The following is a 15802-nucleotide window of genomic DNA, read 5'->3' as shown; positions in this document are numbered from 1 at the left end:
CCTTTAGTAAATTGTTACCCAATACTATATTTTAGCAAAAGCCTTCTTTTTTGTCTATGTCAGACATCAGCAAAACAAGGCAATCTGGTCGGATTCGCCCATGCCGTCGAGGCAGCCGTGGTCGCGGAGTATTTCGATATTGGTCTTGGAAATACCGGTACGGCGGCGCAGGTCTTCGATACTGGTGAAAATACCATCTTTTCTGGCCTCGACAATGCTCTGGGAGGCTTTTGTGCCCATGCCGGCCAGGCTGGCGAGCGGCGGCAGCAGGGATTTTTCGTGGATAACGAATTTTTCTGCATCCGAGGTGTAGATATCCACCTTTTCGCAGTCGTAACCACGCAGGTACATTTCCCAGGCCAGCTGCAGAACAATCAGCGTAGCATTTTGCTTGGCGTCGAGTTTTTTCTCCTTGGAAATCTCCTCCAGTTCCTTTATCTGCTGCCCAACATATTCCTGCCCCCTGGCAACGACGTTGGCGTCAAATTCATCGGCGCGGATTGAGAAATAAGCCGCATAATAAGCCAATGGATAATGAACCTTGCAGAACGCAATGCGGTAAGCCATCATAACGTAAGCCGTGGCATGCGCCCGAGGGAAGAGGTATTTTATCTTCTGACAGGAATCAATATACCACTGCGGTATATCGCCGTCCTGCAGTTTCTTCACCACTTCCGGGTCAATGCCCTTGCCCTTACGCACCTTTTCCATGGTCTTAAAGGACAGCAGCGGGTCAATGCCGTGATGGATAAGATACATCATGATATCATCACGGGCCGAGATAGCATTCTTAATGGTACACTGACCGCTGCGGATAAGGTCCTGAGCATTGCCCAGCCACACGTCGGTACCATGGGAGAACCCTGATATACGCACGAGGTCCGAGAACACGTCGGGATTGGTGTCGTCAATCATCTGCCGCGTAAACGGTGTACGGAACTCCGGTATGCCGAAGGTGCCGGAAGTTGCTCCGAGTTCCTCCGGTGTCACGCCCAGCGCGTCAGTACAGTAAAAGAGCGACATCGTGGCCACATCATCGAAGGGAATCGTTTTCGGATCGCGGCAGGTCAGGTCCTCCAGCATTTTGATTACGGTCGGGTCATCGTGTCCGAGAATATCGAGCTTAACCAAACGGCTGCTGATGGAATGGTAATCGAAATGCGTGGTAATCGTGCCGCAGTTCATATCATTAGCCGGGTGCTGAATGGGTGTGAAGAAATGTACGTCCATATCCCGGGGCACAACCATGATGCCGGCCGGGTGCTGGCCGGTTGTGGACTTTACGCCCATACAGCCGTGTGCCAGCCGGTCGATATAGGAAATGTGCTTTTTAACACCCTTTTCCTCAAAGAATTTCTTCACATAGCCAAAGGCCGTTTTATCAGCCACGGTCTGAATGGAACCGGCACGGTATACGTTGTCCTTGCCAAACAGAATTTCCGTGTACTTATGCGCCACGGGCTGGTATGTACCGGAGAAGTTCAAGTCGATATCAGGCACCTTGTCCCCATCGAACCCCAGAAATACGGCGAATGGTATGTCGTGGCCGTCCTTAATAAGCGGTGTACCGCAGACAGGACAGTCCATATCCGGCAGGTCATAGCCGCAGCCGTAGGAACCATCGGTAATAAATTTGCTGTACTGGCAATGCGGGCAACGCCAGTGCGGCGGCAGGGGGTTAACCTCCGTTATCCCCGTCATCGTGGCGATAAAGGACGAACCTACGGAACCACGGGAACCTACCAGATATCCATCGTCATTTGATTTTTTCACCAGACGCTGGGAGATAAGATAAAGCACGGAAAAGCCGTGGCCGATAATGGGCTTAAGCTCCTGCTGCAGACGTGCCTCAACGATTTCCGGCAGGTTTTCCCCATACATGGCCTTGGCCCGGTTGTAGGACATGGATTGAATTTCTTCGTCGGCTCCGGGAATCATCGGTGAGTACAAGTCATCAGGAATCGGCTTGAACTTTTCAATCATGTCATTTATTTTCCGGGGATTGGTGACCACAGCCTCGTAAGCTGCCTCTTCGCCGAGGTAGTCAAATTCGGCCATCATTTCTTCCGTCGTCCTCAGGTACAGGGGCGGCTGCATTTCTGCGTCATCAAAGCCCTTGCCTTTCATGAGAATGGCGCGGTAAATGCTGTCATCGGGATTGAGGAAATGTACATCGCAGGTAGCCACCAGCATTTTCCCCAGCTTTTTGGCCAATTCTGCCACTTTGAGGTTGATATTGATTAAATCTTCATCAGTCGTGATATTAGGAAATTTTTCGCTGCGTTTCAGGAAGTCATTGTTATGGATGGGCTGAATCTCCAGGTAGTCATAGAAATCTGCTATCTCAAGCAGTTTTTCCTCAGACTGCCCCTCCACAATGGCACGAATCAGTTCGCCGGCCTCACAGGCCGAGCCGATGATTATACCGTCCCTGTATTCCTGAATGATTTTCTTGGGCAGGCGCGGCTGACGATGGAAATATTTGACATGGGACAGGGATACCAGCTGGTAGAGATTGCGCAGGCCGTTGGGATTCTTGGCCAGGAAGATAATATGATTAGCTCTTTTCTGCTCAAAATCATCCCCGGTAAGATAGCCTTCCATGCCGTAGATAACCTTGATATTGAGTTTTTCTGCCGTTTTGGCCGCGTCCGGATAGGCCTGAACCACGCCGTGGTCAGTGATGGCAATAGCCGGCCAGCCCCAGCTGTCAGCTGTCTTTATGAGGTCTTTAACCGATACCACCGCGTCCATGGCGCTCATGGTGGTATGCGCATGGAGTTCCACCCGCTTTACTTCGGCCTCATCGGTACGCTTTTTCTGCTCTTTTTTAGCCAGTGAGTCCACAAAGAGCACGTACTCGTTCATATAGGTATCAAAACGCACCGAGCCCCGCACGCGGACAGACATGCCGTCCTTCAGCTGGCTCATTATTTCGTCATAGTTTTCTTCCTTGCCGTTGCGCCCCTTGCCAGTTTTGAAGAATTTCTTGCAGGCAATGCCGTTAGACTCATCCGACAGGCAAAAGGTCAGGAGTTTGGTACCCGTCTTAAACTCAATGGTTTTCAGGCCGGAACCGGCACCTTCACCGATAAAGCCTTCCAAGATGACGTTTTTCGTCTCGCCGTCCAGCTCGTCGATAAGTTTGCGCTCGCCCATGACACCAGTGCCAAAGATGGTATTGCCGGCACTTTGTACCACCACTGGCCGGGACAAGTCCTCGCGTTTCCTGGGGGCAGCTTTTTCTGCCGCCGGTTTCTTATCGGTGGCTTTGGCCGACTCGGCCCGGGATTCAGCCACGCGTTCCTTATGCACGGCCGCCTGATATTCGGGAGTATTAAAGCTGTCGTCTACTTCCAGATTCTGCAGTACCTCTTCACTGGCCTCGCAGACTACGGGGCAGCGATAGCCCAGCATGTCCTTAATAGCCCGGCTCATCAACTGTGTCACGGCATGCGCGCGCATGATTTCGCCGCCCAGTTCCCCGGGCACATGCAGGATGAGTTTGCTGCCGTCTACGGTGTACTTGGAACGCTTGAGCAGTTGAAAAACCGTGGGATTCCCCTCGGCCACCTGCGTTACGAGCTTGGCCCACACCTTATGAATGCCATCCTCAATGTCAATGACGTCCTGATAGAAAATGACGTCCTGCAAATTACACTTGCTGCAAATCTGCGCCGCAGCTGCTTTTAACAGCGCGTCAGGAATAAGCGTCTGACTTGTCAAAGCAATTTCCCAGGCGCTGTTTTTGACACTGACTTCGACATGACGGATAACCGCATTTTTCAGCAAGGTCTTTTCCTCATCATCGAGCGTCATGCCCTGCACCAGCTGCCAAAACATATTATCTTGTTGCGGAACTATGCGATACTTCTGCATATACTCACTTACTCCGGATACAACTCTTTATACTTCTTACGGTCACCAATTACCTGACGTACATAATCCCTGGTTTCCTTATAGGGAATAGCATCTATATCATGAAAATTCAGCGTCCAATGGCGTTCCTCCATCCAGGCACGCACATTGCCCCGGCCGGCATTGTAAGCGGCCAGTGCCAGTACATCATTACCCTTGAATTCCCGCTGCAATTCCGCCAGATACCAGGTTCCATAGCGGATATTGCGGTCCGGTTCATGAAGGCTCTCCACGCTGTAGTTTTTATCATCCAGCTGGTCAGCAATCCATGCCGCCGTTTCCGGCATGAGCTGCATCAGCCCCACCGCGCCGCGATGGGATTTGGCCGTGTGCTTGAATTTGCTCTCGCTTTTGATTACCGCCGCCGTCAGATTGCTGTCCACATGATATAGTTCCGCATATTTCATCACCGTATCATGATAGGGATAGACATAGAAATACTTGCGCTGCACCGGCTCAAACTGCAGGATACAAAAAGCACTAAGGCTTATACCTAAAATAAATAAAGCAACGCAAAAGCAGGTTGCCATGCGTCGCTGAATGCGTCTGTTACGCTGGACCCTGTCACGAAAGTCCTGCATGGGTCCACTCCTTCCAAAGTTTATCAGCCTGGTTGTATGATTCGGCCAGGCTGCCATTATTATCAATCAAGCTGTCGGCCCGTTGTTTTTTTTCAGCCAGCGGCATCTGGGCAGCAATGCGTCCTAAGGCCTCTGCCTTTGTGTAGCCATTGCGTTTTATCAGCCGTTCAAGCTGTACAGCGGCGTCCACAAAAACCAAACAACTTACCTCTGTCATTTTATCCCATCCGGCCTCAAAGAGCAATGGAACATCAAGGATAATTACAGGAAAATTTTTCTGCCGGGCCGCCTGTATCTGTTCTACCATTGCCGCCTGTAAAACCGGATGACTCGTTTCATCCAGCCAGCGGCGCTGCTGCTCATCACTAAAGACGATATTGCCGATAGCCCGGCGGTCCAGCGTCCCTTCCGGCAGCAATATCCCCTGGCCGAAATGCGCGACATACTTTTGATAAAGCTCGCCTCCGGGCTCTGCCAGGGTTCTGGCCAGGTCATCGGCACTAAGGACGGCTGCGCCCTTGGACTGAAAATATGCCGCAATTGTGCTCTTGCCACTGGCAATGCCGCCGGTCAGGCCAATTATTTTCGCCATACTCATCACTCCTGGCACTGGGGGCAAAAGTGCGTCCCCCGGCCGCCAACGGTAATACGCTCCATAGGCGTGCCGCACTTACGGCAGGGCTGCCCCGTGCGGCCGTAGGCGTAGAGATGTTCCTGATGACCGCCCTTGCCCCCGGCTCCATTCTGGTAATCCCGGAAAGTCGTACCGCCATCGGCAATGCCGGCAGCAATGACTTCATTTACTGCAGCTGCCAGCTTGCGGCACTCCGTTTCCGTAAGCATATTGGCCGGACGCTGGGGATGAATCCCGGCTAAAAACAGGGCCTCATCGGCATAGATATTGCCAATACCACTGATGTATTTTTGATTGAGCAAAAATGATTTTATCGCACCCTTGCGTTTTTGGGCCACACCCTGCAGATATTCCGCAGTAAAATCATCACTTAACGGCTCCGGTCCCATTTCCGATAAGCCCTTAAGCCGCCAGCGTTCCCCGGCCTGCAGGCCATGAATTGTGCCGAGCGTACGGGTATCACCATAGACTAGACTTGCTCCGTTGCCCAGTTTAAAGATAACCCTGGCATGGCTGTCATGATTAACGCCTTCCGGCTCGTAAACCAGCCGGCCTGTCATGCGCAGGTGAAAAACGACTTCCCGGCCGCCGGTGAGTTCCATCAGCAGGTATTTTCCCCGGCGGACCATCGACTCAATGCGCTGGCCTGTTACCAGCGACCGGAACTTCTCAGGTTCCGGCCATTTTATCATACGGGGCAGGACAATATCCACAGACATAATCTGCTGTCCCTGCACCATTTTATCCAAATAGCGGCGGATTATTTCCACCTCTGGCATTTCCGGCATTTTACTTCGCCTCCGCCCAATTCTTACCGGCATGCATATCGATAAGCAGCGGCACGGAGAGTTTTACTACCTGCTCCATCGCCTTTTTCAATATGCCCTGCACCTTGTCCATTTCGGACTCCACCACTTCCAGTACCAGTTCATCGTGCACCTGCAGGAGAATCCGGCTTTTTACCCCGGCTGCCTGCAGTTCTTTATACACACTTATCATGGCCAGCTTGATGATATCGGCCGCCGTACCCTGTATCGGCGTATTCATGGCCATGCGCTCAGCCAGCGAACGCTGCATAAAGTTGCGGCTGTTAATGGCCGCCAGTTCCCGGCGGCGGTCAAACATGGTCTTTACATAGCCGTCCTGATGAGCCTGCTCCACGGTCTTGTCCAAAAAAGCCTTAACCCCCGTGTAGCGTGCAAAATAATTATCAATATACCGTTTGGCTTCCTTCTTTTCGATATGCAAATCCTTGGCCAGGCCAAAATCGCTGATACCATAGACGATACCAAAGTTTACGGCCTTGGCATGACGGCGCAAAGTGCTGTCAACTTCGTTAAGCGGCACATTAAAGACTTCGGCGGCCGTCCGTGCATGGATATCCTGATTCTGCACAAAAGCGTCGATAAAGCGCTCATCAGCAGACATATGCGCCAAAATGCGCAGTTCAATCTGCGAGTAATCAGCCGACAGCAGGTAGTCATACCCCTCACCCGGCTCGAACAGGGCTCGTATCGTACGGCCTTCTTCGGTACGCACGGGAATGTTCTGCAGGTTCGGGTCAGAGCTTGACAGTCTGCCCGTTGCCGTCACCGTCTGATTGAAAGTGGTGTAGATACGCCCGGTATCACCAATCAGGTCACGCATACCATCGATATACGTGGATTTCAGCTTGCTAAGGGTACGATAATTAAGCACCAGTTCCACCACAGGATGTTTAGCGCGCAGTGTTTCCAAAACCTCGGCGTTGGTCGAATAACCGGTTTTCGTCTTTTTGACCGGCGGCAGCTGCAAGTCCTCAAACAGGACCTCCCCCAGCTGCTTGGGCGAATTGATATTAAACTCCCGGCCGGCCAGCGTGTAAATATCCTGCTGCAGGCTGTCCAATCTGGCGCTTAATTCCTGCCCCTTGCTATCAAGTTCCTGACGGTTGATATAAATGCCTTTCTGCTCCATGCTGGCCAGTACTTCTACCAGTGGCAGTTCAATTTTGCTGTACAGTTCCTGCATGCCAAGTTCCTGCAATTTGGCTGTCAGCATCTGCTGTACCTCAGCCAAAATATCAGATTCCCAGACAGCTTTTTCCTGTGCGTCTGTCAACCCTTCCGGCAAAGTCTGTCCCAGATATTCCTGCGCCAGATTCTCGACCTGATAACGGTTGGACTCGGGGTGCAGCAGGTAAGCTGCCAGTTCCGTATCGAGGTAATTTTCTGCCGGCTGCCAGCCTGCCTGATAATAGGCCTTAAGGCCGCTAAGTGCCACTGTTGGCACACTGCCTAAAACGGCGAGCAGTTTTTCATAGGGTTCACCCTCAGCGGTTACAAAACCGTGTTCATGGGCCGGCAGGGTGCATAAGGCCACACCGGTTAGTTTGGCAAAGGGAGCCTTGCCGGCAAAAATGCCGCTTATGGCCAAAGCCTCAGCTGCCGCCAGCTTTTCTGTAACTTCCGCTGCCGTCCAGGTCTTGCTGGTCAGGTCGATAGTTTCCGGCGCCGTCTGCGAAAAGTCTAAGACCGGGGCCGTATCACCTTCACCATAGAGCTTGACGAAATTTTTCCAGACCGCCCGCAATTCATAACGGTCACAGAATGTCTGCATGCGCACATGGTCCGGGGTAACAGCATAAGCCTCCCAGTCCAGCGTAAGGTCCGGCACATTGCATTCGATAGTGGCCAGTTCCTTGGACATGAGGGCCTGTTCTTTGTTTTCCGTCAGCCGTTCCTTAAGTTTTTTGCCGGAGATGTCATCAATATGCGCCAGTACTTCCTCCAGCGTACCATATTCAATTAACAGCTTGCTGGCTGTCTTGGGCCCTACTCCCGGCACTCCGGGAATATTGTCAGACGTATCCCCCATCAGCCCCTTTAAGTCAATCAGCCGGATAGGTTCAAAGCCGTATTCCTCCCTGAAGGCGGCCTCATCATAGGTTTTCATCTCTGAAATGCCCTTCTTGGTCAAAAGGACCTGCAAATTAGGACGCACCAACTGCAGGGCATCACGGTCCCCCGTGATTACCATTACCTCATGACCTGCTCCTGCCGCCTGAGTGCTAAGCGTACCAATGATATCATCGGCCTCATAGCGCTCTTTTTCGATAAATGAAATACCAAAAGCTGCTGCAAATTCATGCAGCAGCGGAATTTGGGCGAGGAGCTCTTCCGGTGTTTTGTCCCGGGTGCCTTTGTACTCAGCGTAGCGCTCAGTACGAAAGGTCTGGCGGCCCTTATCAAAGGCAATTACCAGCTTATCCGGCTGTAGCTCCCCCATAATCTTGGTGAGCATATTGGAAAAGCCAAAAATTGCATTAGTTGGTTCGCCACGGGAATCCGTCAACGGCGGCAGTGCATAAAAAGCACGATACATAAGGCTGCTGCCGTCTAAAATCACAAAACGCTGGCTCAAGCCTATTCCTCCCTTGGTTGTTGCCTGTGTTTAATTATTTGGTCGTTTGTTTCCTGCTATCCTGTTTAATGACCTGTGCCTGGCTGTCAGCCTGAACAGCTTTCTTGTTCTGGGACATTTCCTGAGCTACAGGGTCAGTCACCACTTTGACGGCCGGCTTTTCGGCTTTATTATCTGCCGGCTGCTGTTTGTTTTCCACAGCCTGCGGCATGTTCTTCAATATAAAGCTGCCATTTTCCACCTGACCGGTCAGTTTGAAGAGCGTCGCTGCACCATCGAGCTTGCAGTAGAGAACGTCCTTCTTGTCAAAACCATCAGCTACCCCCACGGTGCTGATAAGTTTTTGTGTCTTGTTGTTCCAGCCCAGGTCAATATGGGTGGCGTCAGCCAGGTCAATTGCCGGCAGGTAAGTCACACCATTCTTGATGACGGCCTTATTCTTCATTTTTACACCATTGACGAACAGGGGGTAAACCTGACCAACATAAGTAGGTTCCCCATCGGAGGCATTGATTTTAGCCTCGATTTCATCATTGGTCACAAACCCGGATACACCATAGCCGGCCAGCCACTTATTGACGTCTGCCACGCTGATGTTCTGCCAGCCATAACCGTCCGGATAGATATAGTAAACAACGTTGTTATCGGCCAGTTTTTCTACCACTACGCGGTTGTAGGTAATTTCTACCGGCGTGCCGATTTTCACGAGGTCAAACAGGGCCTCAACGTCGCTTTCCAGCATGCGGATACAGCCATTGGACACATAATGGCCAATGGATTCCGGCTTATTGGTGCCGTGAATACCATAGTTGCCCTGCAGCTCCATCCAGCGATAGCCTAAGGGGCAGGACGGCCCCGAAGGAATCACATCGCCATTTTCCGGGTTAATCCACGAAGGATTTACGTCCTTGGAACGGATTTTATAGTAGCCGGTCGGCGTCGGCGTATATGCCGTCCCCGGTCCTATGGGATACAAACGGATTTTTTCCTCCCCGGCAAACACCGCCAGCGAACGGGCTGCCAGATTTATGGAAATCCGCAGGTCCTCCATATTGGCCGCAGCCGGTGCAGCAGGCGCAGCATTTTCCTGTTTCTTATTCTCCATCTTGGGAGAGGCCGTATCCGGGACTTTTTGCTGTACCATAACGTCAGCAAAGGTCGGTACCTCACTGGCAGCCGTTGCCGCCATAGCCCCGGGCGTAAAACTCCCGGCTAAGATAAGCGAACCTAACACACTTGCACAAATATTCCTGAGCATTTTTTTCTCTCTTTTCTCTCCTGAATTTGACATGTCAATCTGACTTGTCACCTTAATATCCTACCATTAACAGACAGCTTTTTCAATGGGGCTTTTCTCCCGTCAAAGTGCCGGGCGCACCTCACCGAAAACGTCCTTATGCTCGTTAATCTTTTCCTGGCCGCCGAACACACAGAGGACATTCTCATGCATGCAGCTGTCGATGAGGTCAGCCATAGCGCGGACATCTTCCTGCCGCGTTGCCAAAATCTCGTCACGGGATTTCTGCCGGTCAGTGGCCGTAATCCCGCGGAGCCAGCAGGTTGCAGCTGCCGCGCCCTTCATCTGCGGCGTAAGCGGCGTATCAATGTTACTCATGGTCCCAATGATATACTTATCCATTTCACGCTCCGAGGCGGTGAAATTGCGTACATAATCTGCTGTTCCGTCAAAGACCGCCAAGGTTTCAGTAAGATTCGGGTCACGGTAGGAACCAAAGAACATCATGCCGTTGCGGTTAAAGCTGGTAAGGGCCCCGTAAGCGCCGCCCAAAACGCGAATCTGCGTCCAGAAGTAATCATAGCGCAGCATGGTTTCCAATACATGCATGGTGCCCGTAAACTTGTAGCCAAGTTTCAGGAAGTTTGCGCCCTTGCCCACATACTGCACGCGGCTCGAGGACGTAAGACCTTCATTTTTAGGCTGCAAATCCCAGTGATATGCCTGTGCCGGATATTCCTCATGGCTGAGCTGTTCCTGGAAAGCGGCAAATTTGGCGGCAAATTCCTCATAATGCTCCTCATTGTCAGTTACGCTCACAATGAGGTTGCTGGTCGTAAATATTTTACGGGCAACTTCCGTAACCTTTGCATGCAATTCCGGCAGTTTGGCAGGATAATCAGCCAGCAGCTCCTTAATAAAGGGATAGAACGGCAGGCCGCCTTCATCTGCATAACGGCCGGCCGGAGTCAGATACCCGGCCAGACGGGAGCTGACCACCTGATGGGCCGAACGCTGCAGATTCTGCTCAATCGTGGACTGTTCCTGCTCGAGCAGTTCGCGGATACGCTTTTCATCGCCATAACAGCTGCCTTGAATAATCTCCTGCAGCAGTTCCAAAAGCTGCGGCATTTTTTCCCGCAGGACCTTGGCCTTAATCTTAAACTTGGGCACGCTGGAATCAGGTTCATCTTTTTTGGTATAGGTGACGATATCGTAAGCAATGCCGCCGGTATGAAGATTTTTCAAATTAGCAAGTTCCGCATAGCTGTGCTTGTCCGTGTCTACACTGCCCAGGAGTTCACTCAGCAGGAAAGCATATTGGATATCTTCCTGCGGCACAGTTGCTGCATCAAACAACAGACTTAAATATGTAATGCCATGCGTATCTACATCACTAAAGAGAACCTTAGTGCCGGCGATATCACGTTCTGCCAGCGGCAGGTCATATATTTTCTGCCGCACGTCGCTAAGTTTTAGTACAGGAATCTTGGCCAGTGCCTCTTCCGTATCCACACTCTGCTGGCGTTCTTTGAGGGCCTTATTAGCGGCCACCAGTTCCTGCAGCTCGTCAGCGCTCATGCTTTCCTTTTTCTTAGCCAAAAGCTCAACTTGCGCCTTTTCCCGTTCTGCGGCCATCGTCGTGCTCGGGGCCATAGTCAGCAGGGCAGCATGCGGATTGTTGAGGAAGTAACGGCGAATCAGGTCTTCAAAATAACCATTGTTCAAGCCTTCCTTCATGGCCTTAACGATATCTTCGTAAGCCAGTACATCTTCCGGGGTACCATCATAGAGCCAGGTACGCATAATGCGGATACCATAGATAAGTCCCTTGGGTGCAGAACCGAAATCAGCCTCACGCAAACGGAATTCGAGCAGGTTGATGGAGGCCTCCAGCAGAGTTTTATCAATGCCTTCATCCGCCAGTTTTTTCAAGGTGTCAAAAACAATATTATAGAACTTATCTGCACGGTCTACTTCAGAATTATTGATGACAATGCTGAAGAACGGCTGCAGAATATCCTCCTCGTAATTGGAATCAACATCCTTGCCCAGCTGAGCATCAATAAGTGCCTTGCGCAGGGGCGCAGCCTGCGTGCGCAGTAAAGCGTGTTCCAGGATTTCCAGCCCCATAGCGTCCTGCAGGTTCAGGGAGTCGCCCATAACCCAGCTCAGGGACAGGAAGGATTTTTCGGCCGTGTCCTCATCAGGGCTGGCCGGGTACTGCAGGTTCTGCCGCAGCAAACCGGCAAAAGGCTGCTGTTTTTCAATCTGCGACGTAACCGCGATACGTTCAAAGTTAGACAGATACTCCTTATCGAGATATGCAAGTTTTTCCTCGATATCCAAATCACCATAGAGGTAAATATAGCTGTTGCTCGGGTGATAATAGCGCTGATGGAAGTCCTTGAACATCTCATAAGTCAGGGACGGAATGGCCTCGGGGTCACCACCGGACTCATAGCCATAGGTAGTATCAGGATACAGGGCTGCCATAATCCGGCTTTCGAGCAAATCGTCCGGTGCCGACAGTGCGCCCTTCATTTCATTATATACAACGCCGCTGTACACCAGAGGGTCCTCCGGCTTTTCAATCTCATAATGCCAGCCTTCCTGCATCAGCACCTGGGGATTTTCCAGCATATAGGGATAGAATACAGCATCGAGATACACATCCATCAGGTTCTGGAAGTCCTTGTCATTACGGCTGGCCACCGGGTACATCGTTTTATCCGGATAGGTCATGGCATTGAGGAAGGTATTTAAAGAACCCTTGACCAGTTCCACAAATGGTTCCTTCAGGGGATATTTGCGGCTGCCGCACAAGGTGGAATGTTCCACGATATGCGCCACACCGGTATCATCAACCGGCGGCGTACGGAAACTGATGGAAAAGACTTTATTGTCATCATCATTTTCCAAGAAAAAGAGACGGGCGCCGCTTTTTTCGTGCTCAAAAGTCCATGCGACTGAACTCGTCTCCTTGCTTTCACTGCGATTTATTACTTTAAAACCATGTATACGGTCATTTATCTTCACAAAATCACTCCTGTATATCAAACATAAGTTTACTTTGCACTTCAATAATTATAACGCCTATGGCAAAAATTTACCATAGGCGTCAGCGTTATTATTTAGGAAATAAGCAGGTCAGCCAGTTCTTCGCGCGTGACCGCATAAGTACCCAATCTGGTCACAACGCGGCTGGCTGCCAAATTAGCCAAATACGCCCCTAAAGCCGGTGGCAGTCCTCCGGCCACAGCCAGGCCAAACACCGCCGTCACGGCGTCTGTAGCACCCAGGACATCGAATAATTCCTGCGCCTCGGTTGGAATATGCACCGTCTCATCAGTCCGCACTAGTGACAAGCCCTGCTGTGACCTGGTGGCAATTACGTTTTTCACATGGAATTTACGCATGAGATAATGGCAGGCTTTTTCCACAGCACCGTCCTCATTCTCTGCCGGCTGCAACAGTTCTTTATTGATTCTTTTTAAGTTCGCTACCACATAATCAGCTTTGCGGTAATTAACCCAGGTCGCGGCACTCATATCCACCACCACCGGCACACCGTGATTATGACATTTTTCAATAATCCAGCTGCAGGAGGCGTCCGTGCAGGCACCATTGGCATGGTCAGAAATAATCACACAGTCCAGACTCTCGCTGAGTTTTTCGCCAATGTACTGCTCATAGCGCGCCATATCCTGCAAAGCTATCGGCCGGTCATCTTCGAAGTCCAGGCGGAACATCTGCTGATTGCCGCTCATAATACGCACTTTGGTGGTCGTGGGACGTTCTGTATAGATAAGCCCGTCGGTATCAATACCGTAGTTCTTAAAGCGTTCCACCAGACTTTCACAATGCGAATCCCGTCCCACAAAGCCGGCAATACTTACCCGGCAGCCCAGCACAGCCAAACTATACGCGATATTGGCACTGCCGCCGAGTTTTTCTGATGACGAATTAACCCTTGTTATGGGTACGGGTGCCTCACCGGAAATTCGCGTAACATCACCATAATAATATTTATCAAGCATTATGTCACCGACAACCAGCACATGACATTGTTCCGGTTTGGTGGCCAAAAAATCACGCAATCTCTGCGCATCCATATTTAAACGCCCCCTTTAATAATTTATGTATTCGCTAAAAAAAAACAATATCCTGCAAAAAAGGAGCATTGCCCTAAGGCAATGCTCCCTAAAACATACAGTTTTAATTTGCTTTATCTTAGCCGTTGATACGTGCCAAAACTTCAGCTGCAGACAGGTTGTTAGCCGTCATGTATTCCGTCAGTTCTTTGTAATCGTCCTGAGCTTTCTTAGCTTTAATTTCGCTCAGCTGTGCTTTCAGAGCTTTAATCTCGTCCTGCTTTTTGGAAATCTTTTCTTCGATAGCGTTAATTTTCTCTTCGTAATTTGCTTTTCTTGCCATGGTTCATTTCTCCTTTAAAATAAAAATTATCTTTTATTATTTTAACGAATAATTTACCATTATGCAAGTATTTTGGTAAAATTTTTTATTGTTTCAAGCCTTAGCAATTTCAATCGCTGCCTGCAAATCCAGACTGCCTGTATAAATCGATTTGCCGGCAATTACACCTTCAATTCCACAGCTTTCCTGTGCCTTTAATGCTTTTATATCAGCTAGGGATTTCACTCCGCCGGAGGCGACAATTTTTACGCCGCTTTCCTGTGCCAGTTTTACGGTTGCGTCAACATTTACACCGCTTAACGTTCCATCACGGGAAATATCTGTATAAATTATGGTTTTTACGCCGGCGTCTTTCATTTTTTGTGCCAGTTCAATAACACCGACATTGCCGGATTCGCCCCAGCCTTCCACGGCGACAATTCCATCCTTAGCGTCAATGCCCACGACAATACGCTCACCGTATTTAGCGCAGGCCTCACGCACCAAATCAGGATTTTTGACAGCGACTGAACCTAAAATAACCCGGGTAATTCCCATGGCCAGTAATTTATCTATCTGCTCCATGGTACGGATTCCGCCCCCAAGCTCTGTCGGAATATTTACGGCCTGCAGAATTTCCTCTATGGCCGCTAAATTTTGCGAAGAGCCAGCAAGTGCCCCATCCAAATCCACAAGGTGCAAATACTCTGCCCCCTGCGCCTGCCACTTACGGGCCATAGCCGCAGGACTGTCCGAAAAAACCGTTTCCTGGGCAAAATCCCCTTTAAACAAGCGCACACATTTACCGCCCCGAATATCAATCGCCGGAAATATTATCATAAACATCCTCCCCAACACCAGCCCAGCGCTCAAGGATGAGCGCTCGCGGACGTAAATCACGTGATGTGATTTCAGTCCGCTGTTTTCGCCTGTACCCTTATGGGTATTTGGTACTTTTCTTTGCGCCAAAGAAAAGTACACACATACACATTAACTCAACTTGCAGAAATTATCAATTATATGCAAACCAACGTCTCCGGATTTTTCCGGATGAAACTGCGTAGCGAATATATTTCCCTTTTGCACCGAAGCCGTAAGCTTTTCTCCATAATCCGTTGTAGCTGTAATAACGGATTTATCTTGCGGCACCGCATAATAACTATGCACAAAATAAACGTATTCCTTATCCTGCTCCAGCCCCGCAAACAAATCTTGCTCCTGGCGCGGTTCAGCAATATGCAGCCTGTTCCATCCCATATGCGGAACCTTCAAGCCCTCGGCCTGAATCTTTTTCACCTGTCCAGGTATAAAGCCCAAGCCCTTTGCTTCCGGCGATTCTTCACTGCCGTCAAAGAGAATCTGCAGCCCTACACAAATACCCAAGAGTGGCTTGCCTGCCACCACTTCCTCTTTCAGCAAGGGAATCAGACCGCTTTCTTCCAAATTTTTCATGCAGTCCCCAAAGGCCCCCACGCCGGGCAAAACCAGTTTTTCTGCCGCTTTAATTTCCGTGGGATTATTGGTAATCTTTGCCTCTGCCCCCAAAGCGGCAAAGGCTTTTTCCACGCTGAATAAATTGCCCACACCATAATCAATTATTGCAATCATCTGCCG

The 15802-nt window shown here is 50.4% G+C and carries 11 protein-coding genes; all 11 read right to left on the bottom strand.

Features of this window, described 5'->3' with window-relative positions:
• Nucleotides 1-66: 66 nt before the first annotated feature.
• Nucleotides 67-3879, bottom strand: a complete 3813-nt coding sequence (locus DL94_RS0103925) for a PolC-type DNA polymerase III (protein WP_028129017.1) — start codon at nucleotides 3877-3879, stop codon at nucleotides 67-69.
• Nucleotides 3880-3887: 8 nt separating this feature from the next.
• Nucleotides 3888-4499: a lytic transglycosylase domain-containing protein gene (locus DL94_RS0103920; RefSeq protein WP_028129016.1), complete on the bottom strand. Its 612-nt coding sequence runs from the start codon at nucleotides 4497-4499 to the stop codon at nucleotides 3888-3890.
• A complete protein-coding gene (gene coaE, locus DL94_RS0103915; protein WP_028129015.1) occupies nucleotides 4483-5091 on the bottom strand; it encodes a dephospho-CoA kinase in 609 nt (202 codons plus the stop codon). The genes DL94_RS0103920 and coaE overlap by 17 nt, the downstream gene beginning before the upstream one ends.
• A 5-nt stretch (nucleotides 5092-5096) precedes the next feature.
• Nucleotides 5097-5921, bottom strand: a complete 825-nt coding sequence (gene mutM / locus DL94_RS0103910) for a bifunctional DNA-formamidopyrimidine glycosylase/DNA-(apurinic or apyrimidinic site) lyase (protein WP_028129014.1) — start codon at nucleotides 5919-5921, stop codon at nucleotides 5097-5099.
• 1 nt (nucleotide 5922) lies between these two features.
• Nucleotides 5923-8535 carry a DNA polymerase I gene (polA, locus tag DL94_RS0103905; protein WP_028129013.1) on the bottom strand — a complete coding sequence of 871 codons (2613 nt, stop codon included), beginning with the start codon at nucleotides 8533-8535 and terminating at the stop codon, nucleotides 5923-5925.
• A gap of 34 nt (nucleotides 8536-8569) precedes the next feature.
• A complete protein-coding gene (locus tag DL94_RS0103900) occupies nucleotides 8570-9793 on the bottom strand; it encodes a L,D-transpeptidase family protein (protein WP_028129012.1) in 1224 nt (407 codons plus the stop codon).
• Nucleotides 9794-9895: 102 nt separating this feature from the next.
• Nucleotides 9896-12811: an insulinase family protein gene (locus tag DL94_RS0103895; protein ID WP_028129011.1), complete on the bottom strand. Its 2916-nt coding sequence runs from the start codon at nucleotides 12809-12811 to the stop codon at nucleotides 9896-9898.
• 95 nt (nucleotides 12812-12906) lie between these two features.
• Nucleotides 12907-13887 carry a bifunctional heptose 7-phosphate kinase/heptose 1-phosphate adenyltransferase gene (locus DL94_RS0103890; protein WP_028129010.1) on the bottom strand — a complete coding sequence of 327 codons (981 nt, stop codon included), beginning with the start codon at nucleotides 13885-13887 and terminating at the stop codon, nucleotides 12907-12909.
• 118 nt (nucleotides 13888-14005) lie between these two features.
• Complete coding sequence (locus DL94_RS0103885; RefSeq protein WP_028129009.1) at nucleotides 14006-14209, bottom strand: hypothetical protein; 204 nt, start codon at nucleotides 14207-14209, stop codon at nucleotides 14006-14008.
• A 93-nt stretch (nucleotides 14210-14302) separates the two neighbouring features.
• Entirely contained in the window at nucleotides 14303-15028 is a 726-nt protein-coding gene (hisA, locus tag DL94_RS0103880) for a 1-(5-phosphoribosyl)-5-[(5-phosphoribosylamino)methylideneamino]imidazole-4-carboxamide isomerase (protein ID WP_028129008.1), read from the bottom strand.
• Nucleotides 15029-15178: 150 nt separating this feature from the next.
• Nucleotides 15179-15796: an imidazole glycerol phosphate synthase subunit HisH gene (hisH, locus tag DL94_RS0103875; RefSeq protein ID WP_028129007.1), complete on the bottom strand. Its 618-nt coding sequence runs from the start codon at nucleotides 15794-15796 to the stop codon at nucleotides 15179-15181.
• Nucleotides 15797-15802: the final 6 nt, after the last annotated feature.

It is taken from the genome of Selenomonas sp. AE3005 (genome assembly GCF_000686945.1).
In the GTDB taxonomy this organism is placed as follows: Bacteria; Bacillota; Negativicutes; order Selenomonadales; family Selenomonadaceae; genus Selenomonas_A.
This window is presented reverse-complemented; position numbering and strand designations above follow the sequence as displayed.